Raw genomic sequence first — 14,641 nt, 5'->3', positions numbered from 1 at the left:
CTGTGCTGGTCGGGAAGCTGTATGAAACTCGATTCCCGTTTACGCGGGAATGATGCGCGGCTTGCCCAAGGGGTTGCCGGTTTATTATTTCGGCATGCGCCTGAATATTCTCGCCTTCGCCGCCGGTATCCTCGGTGTGCAGATGCAGCCGGAGCTGCCCGGCTGGGCGCTGTGGGCAGTTGCCGGTGGGCTGTTGGTGCTGCCCCGGTTGCGCTGGTCGGGCTGGCCTCTACGTCTTCTGGCGCTGCTCGGCTGTCTGGCCCTTGGTGTGGCGTGGGGTGCCTGGCGGGCCGAGATTCGGCTGGCCGATCAGCTCGGCGCCGACTGGGAGGGGCGCGATGTCGAAGTGATCGGCGTTGTCGCTGGACTGCCACAGGATTTCAGCAACGGTACGCGTTTCGAATTTGACGTAAATTTCCGGTTGACCGTGGAAACCGTCAAACCCGTCGTTCCCGGGCGGATCATGCTCTCCTGGTATCAGGGTCGGCGCGACGACGAGCAATTCGAGCGTCTGCAGGTCCGGCCCGGCGAGCGCTGGCGTTTTACGGTCCGCCTGAAACGGCCGCACGGCAACGCCAATCCGGGCGGCTTCGATTACGAAGCCTGGCTGCTCGAACGCAACATTCGGGCGACTGGCTACATCCGCCCGAATCCGCCGCAGCGGCTGGATGACATGGTGTGGCAGGCGGATTACGCCATCGAGCGGCTGCGCCACGCCATTCGTGAGTCATTTGCCCGGATCCTGCCGGAAGAATCCTATCCGTGGGCCGGTGTGCTGGTTGCGCTGGTTATCGGCGATCAGAAGGCGATTCAGGGCGAACTGTGGACCACCTTCAACCGGACCGGGACGACGCATTTGATGAGCATTTCCGGCCTGCACGTGACGATGGTCGCCGCGCTGTTCGGCTGGCTCGTATCGTTTGGCTGGCGACGCGTTCCGGCCCTGGCCTTGCGACTGCCGGCGCAAAAGGCCGGGCTCCTCGCCGCCTGCCTGGGTGCCTTGGCCTATGCGCTGCTCGCCGGCTTTGCCGTGCCGGCCCAGCGCACGCTCTACATGTTGCTGGTCGCAGCCGCGGCCATGCTCTCCGGGCGCATTGTGGCGCCGAGTCGAATCCTTTGCCTGGCCTTGCTTGTCGTGCTGCTGTTCGATCCCTGGGCAGTATTGGCGGCTGGATTCTGGCTGTCGTTCGGCGCGGTCGGCGCCTTGCTTTACATCGGATCAGCCGCGGTCGGCGAGGCAACTGACGGCTGGGCCAAAATCCACGCTTGGGGCGTCGTGCAGTGGGCGGCGACGCTGGCTTCGCTGCCCATCCTGCTCCTCGTCTTCCAGCAGTTCTCGCTGGTCTCGCCGCTGGCCAATGCGCTGGCCATTCCGGTGATCAGCTTCATCGTCACGCCGCTCGCGCTGCTCGGTGCGCTGGTGCCGTGGTGGCCGATCCTCTGGCTGGCGCATCAGGTCATGGCCTGGCTCATGGTTTTTCTCGACTGGTGCGCCACCTGGCCGGTCTGGTTGGCCCCGGCGCCACCGTTGTGGGCAGCGTTGGCTGCCGGCGTTGGCGTCGCCATCTGCCTGTTGCCACGCGGCTTGCCTGGCCGATTGCTGGGTGTCTTCCTGTTCGTGCCGGCCTTGTTCTGGCCGGTGGAAAAGCCACCCGAGGGTGAGGCGTGGATCAGCGTGCTCGATGTCGGACAGGGGCTGGCCAGCGTCATCCGGACGCGCGAACACACGCTGATCTACGATCCCGGCCCGCTCTACAGCGCCGAATCGGATGCCGGGCAGCGGGTCGTCGTGCCGTATTTGCGGGCGCAGGGCATTGGCCATGTGGACGTCTTGATGGTCACCCATCGCGATACCGATCACTCGGGTGGAACGGCTTCGGTGCGGGCGGCGCTGGCGGTCGATGCGGTTTATTCGTCGGTCGCCGGCCTTGGCGGTCAGCATTGCGTTGCCGGCCAGCGCTGGGTGTGGGATGGCGTCGTTTTCGAAGTGCTGCATCCGGCGGCCGGGGCTTACAGCGGCGACAGCAAGCCGAATAATCTGTCCTGCGTGCTGCGCGTTGAGGCTGGTGGCCGGCGCATGTTGCTGACTTCAGATATCGAGGCGCCCGACGAGGCGGCGTTGCTGTCTCTAAGGGCGTAACCGTTCCGGTTAGGAACGGTTACGCCTCCGGGCGAGGATGGCACAGAAATGCCTTAGGGCCATTTCTCCAAATTTTGGAGACGATAAGAAATGATCACTTCGTCTGCCCTTCGGTGCCAAAGCTTATGCGTCATATGCACACCATCCCGAAGACTTTGTCATCGTAAGCCCAGACAAGCGTGCCGACTATCGAGAGAGCCAAGGTGCACCTATCAACGATGATCTACTGGTCGACCACCCCTTCGTCGCCTTGTTCAAGAACGACCAACCCAGAGTTGCACGGGTTTTCTTCAACCACTCCTGGGCAACATGGTTCGCCGGCGAGGTGATTTGTCTCATCTGCACGGCCAGACCAGCCACATTCCAGGCAGGCCACCGGTGTATCCGGCGGAACCTGGTCACGTCTATCAAAGTTATACATATATCATTCTCCGAAAAAGCCACACGGTTTTGATTTCCCCATGACCCAGTAATAGATTATTCCATCCAATGGCTAAAGTGGGCAATCTGGCGCGATTTCGTATGACCGGTGGCGAGCGACACGACATTACCGAGGCGGCCAATCTGATCGAAGGCATGCCCAATGTCGGATCGGTTGTCGCCGATAAAGCGTTTGACGCCACTAGCACTCGTTGAGTGCATCGAGGCAATGAATGCCACGGTCGTTATTCCGCCGAGAGCCAATCGCAAGGAGTCCAGAAGCTATGACAAACATGTCTATAAAAGTCGCAATCTCATTGAGAGAGTTTTTGCTTGCCTGAAACAGTTTCGCCGCATCGTTACGCGCTACGACAAACTCGATATCCGGTTCGAGGCTTTCATTTCCATCGCCGCCGCTCTGATTTGGCTCGCTTGATTGTCCATACGCTCTAGCTCGTTGCTTCGGCAAGTTTTTCCTATTGTGATGAACTGGGCGACGAGGGGTATGGCTCTTTTTATGATCAATTATTTTTCGTTAGCAATTTACTTGGCACAAAATAATTTCTCGTACTCGCCAGGTTAGCTATCCCAACGAGCGCTGTTCAGCCTTATGTTGCCCTCCAGAGAAGGAGGCGATATCCGAGAACCGGAGAGTTTATATGGTGTGGACATTGCTCAAGAGCCAACTAGGGTGCGGCAATGCATAACTTTAAAATTTGTCCATGCACACGGGGATTCTGCCGCCAAACTGTGGCAGTTTTGTCCACACCCATTACATGCGACCTTGCCGGGCTTTTCTTGACCGGCTCATACCGGTACTGCTTCGGCAAGCACCTTGGCCCGGAATTTCTCCGGCAGTGCCTTCGGCGTCACGACGTCCACTGGCACGCCGAGCAATTGAAGCAGTTCGTGCTTGATAGCACCGATGTCGAACAATGCCGTTTCCGGGGTCGGATCGATCAGGATGTCCAAGTCGCTACTCTCGTTATCGTCGCCACGGGCGACGGAGCCGAAAACACGCGGATTGCTGGCGCGATGGGACGCTACGATGCGTCGAATCTCTACCCGATGGGCGGCAAGAGCTGAGGAAGGCTTCATACGTCGAAATCCAAGTTGGCCAGCCTACTATTAATATCCTGACTGAGTTACCTGCCGTTGGGGCCCCGAAGAACCCTTCGGCGAGATTGGGCACCTAGTTACAAATTCTCTTCGGACATTCGTAAAAGTGCAGGTTGAGCAAATCAGCATTTACGCCGGCTAAGCAAATGCCCCTGACTGCAATGGCACTACCTTAAGGCTTCGTCATGAAGCATCTGGTGTTGTTTCATGAGTGCAACCTTGAGGATATGGCGGGGTTGAGTGAGGAGTGATTGCGGTTTGGCTCGTCGCTTGACCGCATGACCTACTCAACGGCTACATGCAAGAAATAATGCATTGAATAAAACGACTAATTTATTTTGCTGTAGCAAGTAAATTTGCCGAGGGGGCAACGGACCTTAGTGGGCTGGCTGCCGTCCGTTCAATGAAAAATCACATAGAGGTAGTGTCAGCCAATCAGATATTCCTTAACCTAGAAGCGCCAACACATTAACGGGTTTGTGTCCCGTGCTCATCCCAGTTGGTCTTGATCTCCAGAATTTTCGGAAGGATACTTTCGAACAGGTCAACCATCCGCGGTTCGAGATGCGTGCCCGCATCATTGTGAAGCGATTGCATGGCCTGTTCTACCGGCCATGCATCCTTGTAAGGGCGCTTCATGGTCAGCGCGTCAAAGACATCGGCGACTGCCACAATACGCGCTACCTCGGGGATCGCCTGGCCAACTAGGCCCTCCGGGTAGCCGCTGCCATCCCATTTCTCATGATGATGGAGCGCAATATCGGCCGCCAGACAAAAAACCGGGGCATCGCTCTTGTGCAGGATGTCATAGCCAATCACCGTATGGGTCTTCATGATTTTCCACTCGTTGGCATCGAGTGGCCCTGGCTTGCGAAGAATTGCATTGGGGATGCCAATCTTCCCCGTATCGTGCATAGGGGCGGCCAATTCGATCAAGTGGCAAGCTTCGTCATCCCAGCCGGCAGACCGGGCAAGCGCCTGCGCCATCGCTGCCATGCGCCAGATGTGTGTTCCCGTGTCGGTGTCGTTGTAATGGCCCGCTTCACCGAGCATGTAAATGGCATCCCGGTAGCTTTTCTCCAGTTGTGTGTTCCGCACCAGACTCAGATGGTTGCGCACGCGAGCCCTGACCAGGGCCGGTACGACCGGTTTGGTCAGGTAATCTACGCCGCCTATTTGCAGCCCGGTTGTCTCGTCACTGACCTCTGCTAAAGTGGTGACAAAGATCACCGGGATGTTCTCGGTTTCCGGTTGGGAACGCAAACGTTTGCAGACCTCATATCCGCTCATCTCCGGCATCTGGATGTCGAGCAAGACCATGACGGGTTTCTGTTTCTTGGCCAAATCCAGAGCATCCTGACCGTTGGTGGCGAAGATCAGTGGATAGTCCGGACCGAGAATGTTGCGCAAAATAGCCAAATTGGTAGGTTCGTCGTCAACAATAAGAATAGGACTGCTGGACATAGTTAACCCTCCACGGCGATGCCCAGATCAGCTGATAACTGACGCAGCGCATTAGAAGCGGCGCGGAAATCAAAATTATCCAAGGCATCGAATATGGGTTGGAGTCGCTCGCTGGGAAGTGATTGGGCCAAGGTAGCGAGGAATGGTTCCGCAGCATCCGGGTTGGCTTCGGCCAGCGCTTGCAGGGCATGTTGTATCAAGGAACGCAGCGTGGTCGGGTCAAAGTCCGGAGCAGCAAGGGCAGCTGACTCCTTTTCGGCCGTCGCTGGGGCGAAGGCGGCAATCGCCGTCTGAGCGGCGATCAGCGCCTCCTGCAACCGGGCGATCGCGGCGGCCGGGTTGGGCAGTAGGTTGGCCGGACAATCCAGTTCGGCGGCGGCCGCCGCCACCGCCAGCAATCCCAGGTTGCCCGACGTGCCTTTCAGTTTATGGGCAAGGTGTCTACGCTCCTCCTCGCCGGCCACAGTGATCTGCTCCACTACCTGGGCGTAGTCATTAACGAATTTGCGCAGGAAGCTGCGATAGATGTCGTCACTCTTCCAGATTTGCATGCCGCGCTTCAGGTCGATTTGGCCTTTTGGGCGATCGGTGGTGTCAGGCATTTCCGCGGGCAAGCTGGTCGCCGCGACGCTGCTGGCCGCCGTTGATGGCTTCGCCAGGCGCAAGACGGTTGCCACCAGTTGCTTGACATCGAACGGCTTGGCGACGAATTCATCGACTCCGGCGGCCAGGGCAAGATCGCGCTGCTCGTTGAAGGCGCCTGCCGAGAGGGCGACGACCGGCAAATGGGCAAGGCTGGGGCTGGCGCTGGCGCGAATCTGCCGGGTCGCGGTGTAACCGTCCATGACTGGCATTTGGATATCCATCAGAACCACATCGTAGAAATCCGGCTGGAGGTTAAGGAGGCCCAGAGCAACGTTGCCGTCTTCGGCCAATTCCACGATAGCTCCTTCGCCGCACAGAATGCTCGCTGCCACCTCACGATTGAGTTCGCTGTCATCGACGACGAGCACCTTGACGCCCCCCAGCTGCTGGGTAGTACTCGGGACAACAGGGGACAGCCGCAGCTGGCCGCGACGATGCTTGGCTTCCATCACCGCGTAATACAACGAAGAAGCGGTAACGGGTTTGGTGAGGATCGCGTCCACAACCTCGCTAGCGCCTTCTTGCAGCAACTGCTCCCGATCATGGGCGGTGACCATGACGATGATCGGATCGTTCAGTTGACTGAAGCTTGAGCGAATCCGGGCGGCTGTCTGGACGCCATCGAGGCCGGGCATGCGCCAATCGAGCAAGAGAATATCGTAGGCCGGGTCAGCGCGTACCCGGTCGATCGCCTGTTCGCCGGACGCCACGGTTTCGGCATGCCAGCCCAGGCTGGCTACCGTCTCGGCCAGCACGGCCCTTGCCGAATCCTGATCGTCAGCCACCAGAACCCGCTGATGGGTCATGTCCGGAATGACATTGTTACCCGGTTCGCTTAAAGCGAAGGTGATCTCGAAGCTGAACTCGCTGCCCTTGCCCGGTGCGCTCTTCACGCGGAGCGATCCGCCCATCAGTTCGACCAGGCGATTGCTGATGGTAAGTCCGAGACCGGTGCCGCCAAAGTTGCGCGTAGTAGACGTATCCGCCTGGCTGAAAGCATGGAAGATGGCCTCCTGCTTGTTTTCGGGGATACCGATTCCGGTGTCGCGTACCGTGAAAAGCAGGGTCGCCCGAGCACTGTTCATCGCGTCATCCAGGCGCGCGATACGAACCACGACTTCGCCCTGCTCAGTAAATTTGATGGCATTACCGACCAGATTGATCAAGACCTGTCCCAGTCGCAAGGGATCCCCGGTGAGGAAATCGGCGCCGGCCGGGGCCGGTCCGACCAGCAACTCGACCGGTTTGCTACCCACAGCAGCGGACATGCTGGTGGCGAGGTTATCCAGGACATCGCTGAGCCGGAATGGCACTTGTTCGATCACCAGCTGGCGGGCCTCGATTTTCGAGAAATCGAGTATGTCGTTGATGATGCCTAGCAAAGCCCGACCGGCACCATTGATCCGCCGCAACATCTCGCGCGCGGCTGGCGACAAGTCCTGTTTCTCCATCAAATAGCACAAACCGAGGATGCCGTTCATCGGCGTCCTTATTTCGTGACTCATATTGGCCAGAAATTCGCTCTTGGCACGGGTGGCGCCTTCGGCAGCAGAGGCGCGAGCTGCCAATTCGACATTAAGCTCAGCCAGTTGAAGTTCAGCCTCCTTCAGCTTGGTAACATCAGCCACCATGACATAAAAGCCGCGCACGTGATCGTCGAGGATGTCCGGTATGTAGGTGGCCAGTGTTTGTCTGGTGGAGCCATCGCGCCGGATCAGTGCTCGCTCAAAGCTCTGTTCCTGGCCACGGAGTGCGCCTCGGATATACGGCTCGATATCGGCAAAGAAGTCAGCGCCCAGCAGTTCGCACATCTGAATGCCAATGATTTCATCGGGCCTGCCAAACCAGTCACGGTAGGCGATGTTGGCAAAGCGGAGGCACAGATCGGCATCCCAGTAGCCAATCAGAATGGGCAGCGCATCCGTCACGGTGTGAATAAAATTTTCCCGGTCGTTCAGGGATTCGATTGCCGCCTGCAGATCGGTAGTGCGCGCGGCAACCTGCGCCTCCAGGGTGGTGTTGAGTTCGACAATTTCGTTCTTCGCCAGGGTTTCCTCGGTGATGTCGAGGCTGGTCCCGACGACCTGCAGCGGGGCGCCCAGCGTGTCGTATTCGATGATGGCTGCCGCCCGCAACCAGCGCACGTCGCCATTGTCGTGCACGATGCGAAAGCTCGGGGCATAGCGACCATCGCCGGCAACGAATTGGCGTAGCTGCGCATCGACAAAACCGATGTCGTCCGGGTGAATATGCGATGTCCAGTAATCGTAATCGACCGACCCATTATTGGGCTGCATTAACGGCAAGCCGAATAATTCAAACACCCGGTCGTCCAAGGTCAGGGCATCGGTTTTCAGATGCCAGATCCAGATGCCCATGCCGACAGCGTCCACCGCGAGACGGAAACGCCCTTCTTTTTCCAGTCGCGCAGCCACCTCGATCTCCAGTTCGCGGGCGTGGTTTTGGGCTTCCGCGAACAAGCGCAGGTTTTCGCAGGCTAGCGCCAGCTTGGTGACGAGGAGCGTGGCGATTTGTACATCTTCATCGGCAAAGGCCGTTGCGCCCTGCTTGTCGGCAAAATACAGCCAACCAAGATCGCATGTCAGCGAGCGGATCGGCAAGAGCAGAAAATCGTGCACCGGGGGGTGAGCGGGCGGCAGAGCCGCCATGGCATCCGCACCGATCAGGCGCTGGACCTGGCCATCGGCAACGAGCGTTGCGAAAGTGCCGGCCAGGCTCTTCGCCGCGAGTTGCGGCTGTAATTCTTCCGGCAGGCCACGTACAACCAGGTAGCTGACGTCACCGCTGCGGTTGACCAGGCCGGCGGCAGAAAATTGCGCTTTCATGATGTCGCGCGCCGCACTGACAAAGATATCGAGGAGGCGATCGATGTCCCGTTCTGGCCCAAGTTCCAGGCCCAGTTCGAGTACCGCAGCAAGGCGTAGACCGAGCGTCGTCGCGACCTCCAGCGAGGCCGGACCCGAGGCGCTCAGCGGCCCCTGCTCGATATGCAGGTCATTCAGGCGCTGCTGCAGATCGGGCAGACCGGCGATCATCGCCGGTGCCGGCCTGTCCCTCACCATGCCTGCCACACCCTTCGTTTCGGCCGATTTAGGCGTCGCCTGCGCACCGAGCTTGGCAGCGACCGCGTCGAGAATGACCTGCGGCGATGCCGGTTTGCCGATCACCGTGTCCACGCCACAGCTCTGTGCCATTGGCAATGCCTCGGCAAGGCGATAGGTGGCCGTGTAGAAAATCACCGGGATGTCGGCGATGGCCGGATCGGCATGCAAGCGACGGACGAATTCAATACCATCCATCACCGGCATCAGCACGTCGGTGATGATCAGGTCAGGGCGATGCTCGATGACCAGAGCAAGCGCTTCGGCGCCATCGGCTGCCTGCAGCGTCTCATGGCCGACAAAGCCCAGCAAAGTAATGAGAAATTCGCGGTTAATTGGTCGGTCGTCAACGACCAGAATGGAGGCCATACCGTCGCCACCTTCCCCTTTAATAAGAAAACGTCCGAAAAGCGTTGGGCATATCGGCACATTGCATTCGACACCGGCTAGACGATTATGTTGCTTGCCATCTTGGCTAGTCCTTATTGGCTATTGGCGATTCGCCGACTCAATCGATTTCAAACCACTGAACTCGTTGGTCATATCGGAGTCTAGTATCACTGGGATACCGGGATTGCCGCGGGGTAACCAATGCCAAGTGACAGTAGTTCAGTGTCGGGAGGGGTCAAGATGCCTGGACCGCAACTAGAGGGAAAGTGTGAAAGAATTTCCTCTTCAGTCATTCGCAGACCGCCATCAGGGCATTGGCTTCCCATGTCGTGGTCGCGCGCTTCCGCCATAGCATTGAGTCTGGGCGCATTGTCTTTCCAGACAGCATCGCCGGCGGCCGACCTTGCCAGCCTGTCATTCGACGAATTGGCGGAAATTCGCGTCACCTCGGTGTCAAAGCGCGACGAGAGTCTGGCCGACGCGGCTGCATCGGTTTTCGTCATTACCCACGATGACATTCGGCGCTCGGGCGTCACCAGCCTCCCCGAAGCCTTGCGCCTGGCGCCCAATCTGCACGTGGCGCAGGTCAGTGCCAACGCCTATGCGATTAGCGCCCGCGGCTTCAACGGTAGTTCGGCCAACAAACTACTGGTCTTGATCGATGGTCGGTCCGTCTACACGCCTTTGTTCTCCGGGGTTTTCTGGGATGTGCAAAATGTGATGCTTGAAGACGTCGACCGCATTGAAGTGATCAGCGGCCCCGGTGGCACGCTGTGGGGCACCAATGCGGTCAATGGCGTGATCAATGTGATCACGCGCTCAGCGGCGAATACGCAAGGCGGCTTGGCAACCGTCGGTGCCGGAAACCAGGAGTCCATCACAGCACTACGTTACGGCGGGCCGATGGGGGCTGATGGAAGTTACCGGGTTTATGGGAAATATGGCGAGCGCAAGCATACGGAAACCGCTCGCGGATCGGCCGTGGATGACGCCTCCCACATGGCCCAGGCAGGTTTTCGCATCGACTGGGGCCGAGCGGGCGACCAACTGATGATGCAAGGCAATGTCTACGATGGCGGCGAACGGCAACCGGCACCTGGCGCCATCGTCACTGGCCCAACGTTTGCGCTGGGCCCGATTCAGCTTTCCGGGGTGAATTTGCTCACGCGCTGGGAGCGCGTCCTAGACCGCGAGGGCAGATTGAGCCTGCAGTTTTACTACGATGGCACGAAACGGGACGTCCCCCCGTTTTTCAGTGAAACGCTCGATATTTTCGACCTCCAGATGCAACACACCTTGCCTCGCTTCGGCAGGCACTCCTTGGTCTGGGGTGCCGAATATCGCTACGGGATGGATCGGGTGACCAACAGCCCCATCATCGCCTTCCTGCCGGCTCATGTCGATCAGCGATGGGTGAGCCTGTTTGCCCAAGACGAGATGACTTTACGCGATGATCTGCGGTTCACTCTTGGCGCACGCTTCGAGAAGAATGACTATACCGGCGTCGAATTTCTCCCCAATGCCCGGCTGGCTTGGAAAGTGGCGCCCGACCACCTGCTGTGGGGGGCCGTTTCGCGCACCGTACGGGCGCCATCGCGGCTCGACCGTGATGTCTTTGTGCCGGGCAAACCACCGTTTCTGCTGATCGGCGGTCCCGACGTCCGCTCCGAGATCGCCAACGTCTATGAACTGGGTTATCGGGGTCAGCCGAATTCACGCCTGTCCTTTGCGGCGACCATCTTTCATGCGGACTATGATCGGCTACGGACGCAAGAGGTGAATTTCAGCCCACTTTCCGTCGTTTTTGCCAACAACATGGAGGGCAAAACCAGTGGCATCGAAATGTGGAGCACCTTTCAGGCCACGCCGATTTGGCGACTGAGCGCAGGCTATACCGTGCAGAAGGAAAGCCTCAAACTCAAGTCGGGGAGCAACGATCAGGCTGCCCTTCTCAGTCGTGACAAGGATCCAGCCCACAAGTGGATACTGCGTTCATCGCTCAACCTGTCCGAGCACAGCGAAGTGGACATCGCCGTACGTCATGTTGCTGGTTTGTCGAATCCTGAGGTACCGGCATACACCGCCGTGGACATTCGTTATGGCTGGAGTCCCAGCCCCAATCTGGAATTTTCAGTGACGGCGCAAAACCTGGGCAGCAAGGGACACGGGGAGTTCACCAATATATTGACCCGCACCGAGTTGGAACCCAGCGCATTCTTTAAGGTGCTAACCCGTTTCTGATCGATGCAATAGCGAGACCATATCCGAAAACATTCGCAGACTCGTGCTGAAAACTCTCGATTCCCGACCAAGATGAACCGATCAATCTCCCTTTCGGCCTGTTGTTGCGCTACCTGGCTGGCGCTAGGAGGTTTGCTGGTGGGGCCGTTTCAGCTTTCATCGGAGGCGATGGCCCAGACGGCACAGCGCATCACGGAAATCGAACGCCAGGTCAAAGCCGCGTATCTCCACAAATTCACCGGTTTTGTTGAATGGCCACCCGGGGCATTTACCGGTGCCGACAGCCCGATCATCATCGGCGTGATGGGCGAGGATGACTTGGCCGATGAACTGGTCAATCTTGTCGCAGGCAGGACAGTCAACGGCAGATCACTCAGGGTACGCAAGCTGCAGCGCAGCGACTCCCCGACTGACATCCATGTGCTGTTTCTTGGTCGGCTGGAAAGAAACAGGTTGATTGAGATTTATGCTGCCTTGAAGGGGCGCCCGGTGTTGACCGTAACCGACTCAGATGGTGCCTACGCATTAGGCAGTATGGTCAATTTCGTGGTCACCCAAGACCGCTTGCGTTTCGAGGTCGCCCTCGCACCGGTAGAGGCTGGACGCCTGAAGATCAGTGCGCTGATGCTGGCGGCTGCGTACAAGGTTGTGAAAGAAGCGCTATGAAACTCCGGCCCCTTTCCATTCGCGAAAAGCTGCTGGGAATCGTGCTGGTTAGCACTTTTACGGCGCTGTTTGTCGCTTTTCTAGGGACGGTCGCTATCCAACTCTGGACGTTTCACCGCAATCTGATCGCCGACATGAGCACGCAGTCTGAACTGCTGGGGCGCATGACCTCGCCGGCGCTCATTTTCGATGACCAGCGACTCGCTGCAGAAAATCTGAAATTGCTCGAGTTCCGGTCGCAGGTTCGTGCCGCAGCTATCTACAATGAACGCGGCAACCTGTTCGCCAGCTATTCCGCAGCCGAAAATTCGAGTCCATTCCCAACACTGCCTGAAGCCGACAACATTCGTGTTGAAGGTAATAGCCTGATTCTCTTCAAGCGCATCATCAAGGATGGCGTCATTCTGGGCACGGTCTATTTACGCGTCGACTACGACTTGCTCGGAACAATCCTCAACAATGCGAGCCTGACGGCGCTTCTATCCATCATGGCCATGGTGATTGCATTTTTCTTGATTTCGCGTCTTGAACGCGTGGTAACTCAGCCGATATTTGCGATTGCCAACGTCGCCCGCGAGGTTGTCGAGCAGCGCGATTACTCGCGTCGTGCCGAAAAAATGAGCGATGACGAGATTGGAATGCTGGTCAACTCGTTCAACGACATGCTGGCCGAGATCGAACGGCGCACGGCAGCTCTGGAGGTGTCAAGCCAGGAAATAGCGCGCGAAGCCGAAGAGCGGAAGATTGCCCAGCAGGAGGTGATGCGCCTAAATGCGGGCCTCGAAATGCGGGTTCGCGAACGGACGGCAGCGCTTGAGCGATCGAACCGGGAACTGGAGTTGGCGACTACCGCCGCGGAGGAAGCCAATCGTGCCAAGTCGACATTCCTCTCCAGCATGAGCCATGAACTACGCACCCCCCTCAACGCCATCCTCGGTTTTGCGGAAATCTTGGTCACAGATACGATGCCAACCACGCTGGCACAGAAGAAGGACTTTACCAATCACATCCTCAAGGCGGGCCGACATCTACTGACCCTGATTAACGAGATCCTTGATCTGGCCAAGGTCGAATCGGGTGCCATGACGCTCTCGCTGGAACCCGTCGCCATCGCCGAGGTGATGCAGGAATGCCGGGCCATGATTGAACCAATGGGGCATCAATACAATATTCAAACGATATTTCCCGATGATCTCGGGCTGAATGTCTTAGCCGATCGCACTCGCCTAAAGCAAGTTCTCCTCAATCTTCTTTCCAACGCAGTCAAATACAATCGTTCCTCGGGCGCAGTGGCCATCGAGTACGAGCCGATCGACGCCGAACGGATTCGTATTTCGGTCAGGGACACCGGAGTCGGTCTGAGCCCGATTCAGCTTGAGGGCTTGTTTAAGCCCTTCAATCGTCTGGGGCAGGAAGCCGGGGCAGTGGAAGGAACCGGAATTGGTTTGGTCGTGACAAAGCGCCTGGTGGACCTGATGGGTGGAGAGATCGGTGTCAGCAGCACGCCCGGAATTGGCAGTGTGTTCTGGATCGAATTGAGGTCTGTGTCTCCCACAGCCGCCAAGCCAGATGAGGATATCCTCCCAGCCCGCGCCCAATCCCCGGTGATTCAACATGATGACACGGTGCAAACACTGCTCTACGTGGAAGACAACCCAGCCAATCTGAAGCTGGTGGAAGAAATCATTCGCTTCCGCCCTGGCCTTCGCATGCTGTCGGCACCTGATGCCCATCTTGGCATTGAACTGGCTTGCATCCATTTGCCAGAGGTGATCCTTATGGACATCAATCTACCCGGCATGAATGGCATTGACGCCCTGAAGATTCTGCGGGAAACGCCTGAAACCGCGCATATACCTGTAATCGCCGTTACGGCTAATGCGATGCCCCGAGATGTCACAGCGGGACTGCACATCGGCTTTTTCCGCTACATCACTAAACCGATCAACATTGAAGAACTGAACAAAGCCATTGATTGCGCGCTGGAGCAATTTCGGGATCAAGATGAATCGCCTGCCTGACAAACGAACTTGGTTGGAATTCGTGTTTTCCGGATGTCCGGCATTCACTTCTGAGCAGTCCTTCCCCCCGCCTGTCGCGATAAGCAGCGCTAGGCAGGTGAGTTCAGGCATTGATTGTCCGTAACCCCAAAGCCTGACCGCCCGCAAAGGTCACCAATCTGCCGTAACGGTATAGGCAATGCGGCCGCTCCGGCAGCGGCTAGCGAATGGCCGGTGAAGACAACTTACGGGCCTTTGCTTTATCTGAAGACCAACGTCCGTTAAGGCCGAGATCCGGCCTCATGCTACCGACAACAGTCGGCAGCTCGGCCGAAGCGGACTTCGGCGGTCAGAGCCTCCGACGTCCGCAATGAATAGACCAGCCGCCGTAGACCAAGAGCCCCTTCCGAAAGATTGCTTGTCACTTCAGGCTA

Annotated in this window: 8 protein-coding genes; 5 read left to right on the top strand and 3 right to left on the bottom strand. The window is 58.0% G+C overall.

The window, feature by feature from the left end:
- The first annotated feature begins 52 nt into the window (after positions 1–52).
- Together KI613_RS13320 and KI613_RS13315 are read left to right on the top strand one after the other, a co-directional pair.
- On the top strand, positions 53–2,140 hold the full coding sequence (locus KI613_RS13320) for a DNA internalization-related competence protein ComEC/Rec2 (protein WP_226400250.1): 2,088 nt from the start codon (positions 53–55) through the stop codon (positions 2,138–2,140).
- Positions 2,141–2,723: 583 nt separating this feature from the next.
- Complete coding sequence (locus KI613_RS13315; protein WP_226400248.1) at positions 2,724–2,996, top strand: transposase; 273 nt, start codon at positions 2,724–2,726, stop codon at positions 2,994–2,996.
- A gap of 371 nt (positions 2,997–3,367) precedes the next feature.
- On the opposite strand, the gene KI613_RS13310 is transcribed toward KI613_RS13315, so the two are convergent.
- The 3 genes from KI613_RS13310 to KI613_RS13300 all read right to left on the bottom strand — a co-directional run bounded on the left by KI613_RS13310 (position 3,368) and on the right by KI613_RS13300 (position 9,279).
- Positions 3,368–3,658: a nucleotidyltransferase family protein gene (locus KI613_RS13310; RefSeq protein ID WP_226400246.1), complete on the bottom strand. Its 291-nt coding sequence runs from the start codon at positions 3,656–3,658 to the stop codon at positions 3,368–3,370.
- A 489-nt stretch (positions 3,659–4,147) separates the two neighbouring features.
- A complete protein-coding gene (locus KI613_RS13305) occupies positions 4,148–5,143 on the bottom strand; it encodes an HD domain-containing phosphohydrolase (RefSeq protein ID WP_226400241.1) in 996 nt (331 codons plus the stop codon).
- A gap of 2 nt (positions 5,144–5,145) precedes the next feature.
- Positions 5,146–9,279 carry a response regulator gene (locus KI613_RS13300; protein WP_226400239.1) on the bottom strand — a complete coding sequence of 1,378 codons (4,134 nt, stop codon included), beginning with the start codon at positions 9,277–9,279 and terminating at the stop codon, positions 5,146–5,148.
- A 345-nt stretch (positions 9,280–9,624) separates the two neighbouring features.
- Here KI613_RS13300 and KI613_RS13295 point away from each other — a divergent pair, with 345 nt between their 5' ends.
- The 3 genes from KI613_RS13295 to KI613_RS13285 all read left to right on the top strand — a co-directional run bounded on the left by KI613_RS13295 (position 9,625) and on the right by KI613_RS13285 (position 14,228).
- Positions 9,625–11,541: a TonB-dependent receptor plug domain-containing protein gene (locus KI613_RS13295; RefSeq protein WP_226400237.1), complete on the top strand. Its 1,917-nt coding sequence runs from the start codon at positions 9,625–9,627 to the stop codon at positions 11,539–11,541.
- Positions 11,542–11,679: 138 nt separating this feature from the next.
- Positions 11,680–12,207 (top strand): YfiR family protein, encoded by a 528-nt coding sequence (locus tag KI613_RS13290; protein WP_226400235.1) that lies wholly within the window; start codon positions 11,680–11,682, stop codon positions 12,205–12,207.
- A complete protein-coding gene (locus KI613_RS13285; protein ID WP_226400233.1) occupies positions 12,204–14,228 on the top strand; it encodes an ATP-binding protein in 2,025 nt (674 codons plus the stop codon). Before KI613_RS13290 ends, KI613_RS13285 begins: the two co-directional genes overlap by 4 nt.
- Positions 14,229–14,641 lie beyond the last annotated feature (413 nt).

Origin of the sequence: Ferribacterium limneticum (assembly GCF_020510585.1) — a bacterium.
Lineage (GTDB): Bacteria > Pseudomonadota > Gammaproteobacteria > Burkholderiales > Rhodocyclaceae > Azonexus.
The sequence above is the reverse complement of the archived record's forward strand: the minus strand, read 5'-3'. Positions and strand labels throughout refer to the sequence as shown.

Excerpts from the sequence above, each read along its gene's own strand:
- KI613_RS13320 (WP_226400250.1), top strand. The coding sequence starts at position 53 with ATGCGCGGCTTGCCCAAGGGGTTGCCGGTTTATTATTTCGGCATGCGC.
- KI613_RS13315 (WP_226400248.1), top strand. The coding sequence starts at position 2,724 with ATGTCGGATCGGTTGTCGCCGATAAAGCGTTTGACGCCACTAGCACTC.
- KI613_RS13310 (WP_226400246.1), bottom strand. The coding sequence starts at position 3,658 with ATGAAGCCTTCCTCAGCTCTTGCCGCCCATCGGGTAGAGATTCGACGC.
- KI613_RS13305 (WP_226400241.1), bottom strand. The coding sequence starts at position 5,143 with ATGTCCAGCAGTCCTATTCTTATTGTTGACGACGAACCTACCAATTTG.
- KI613_RS13300 (WP_226400239.1), bottom strand. The coding sequence starts at position 9,279 with ATGGCCTCCATTCTGGTCGTTGACGACCGACCAATTAACCGCGAATTT.
- KI613_RS13295 (WP_226400237.1), top strand. The coding sequence starts at position 9,625 with ATGTCGTGGTCGCGCGCTTCCGCCATAGCATTGAGTCTGGGCGCATTG.
- KI613_RS13285 (WP_226400233.1), top strand. The coding sequence starts at position 12,204 with ATGAAACTCCGGCCCCTTTCCATTCGCGAAAAGCTGCTGGGAATCGTG.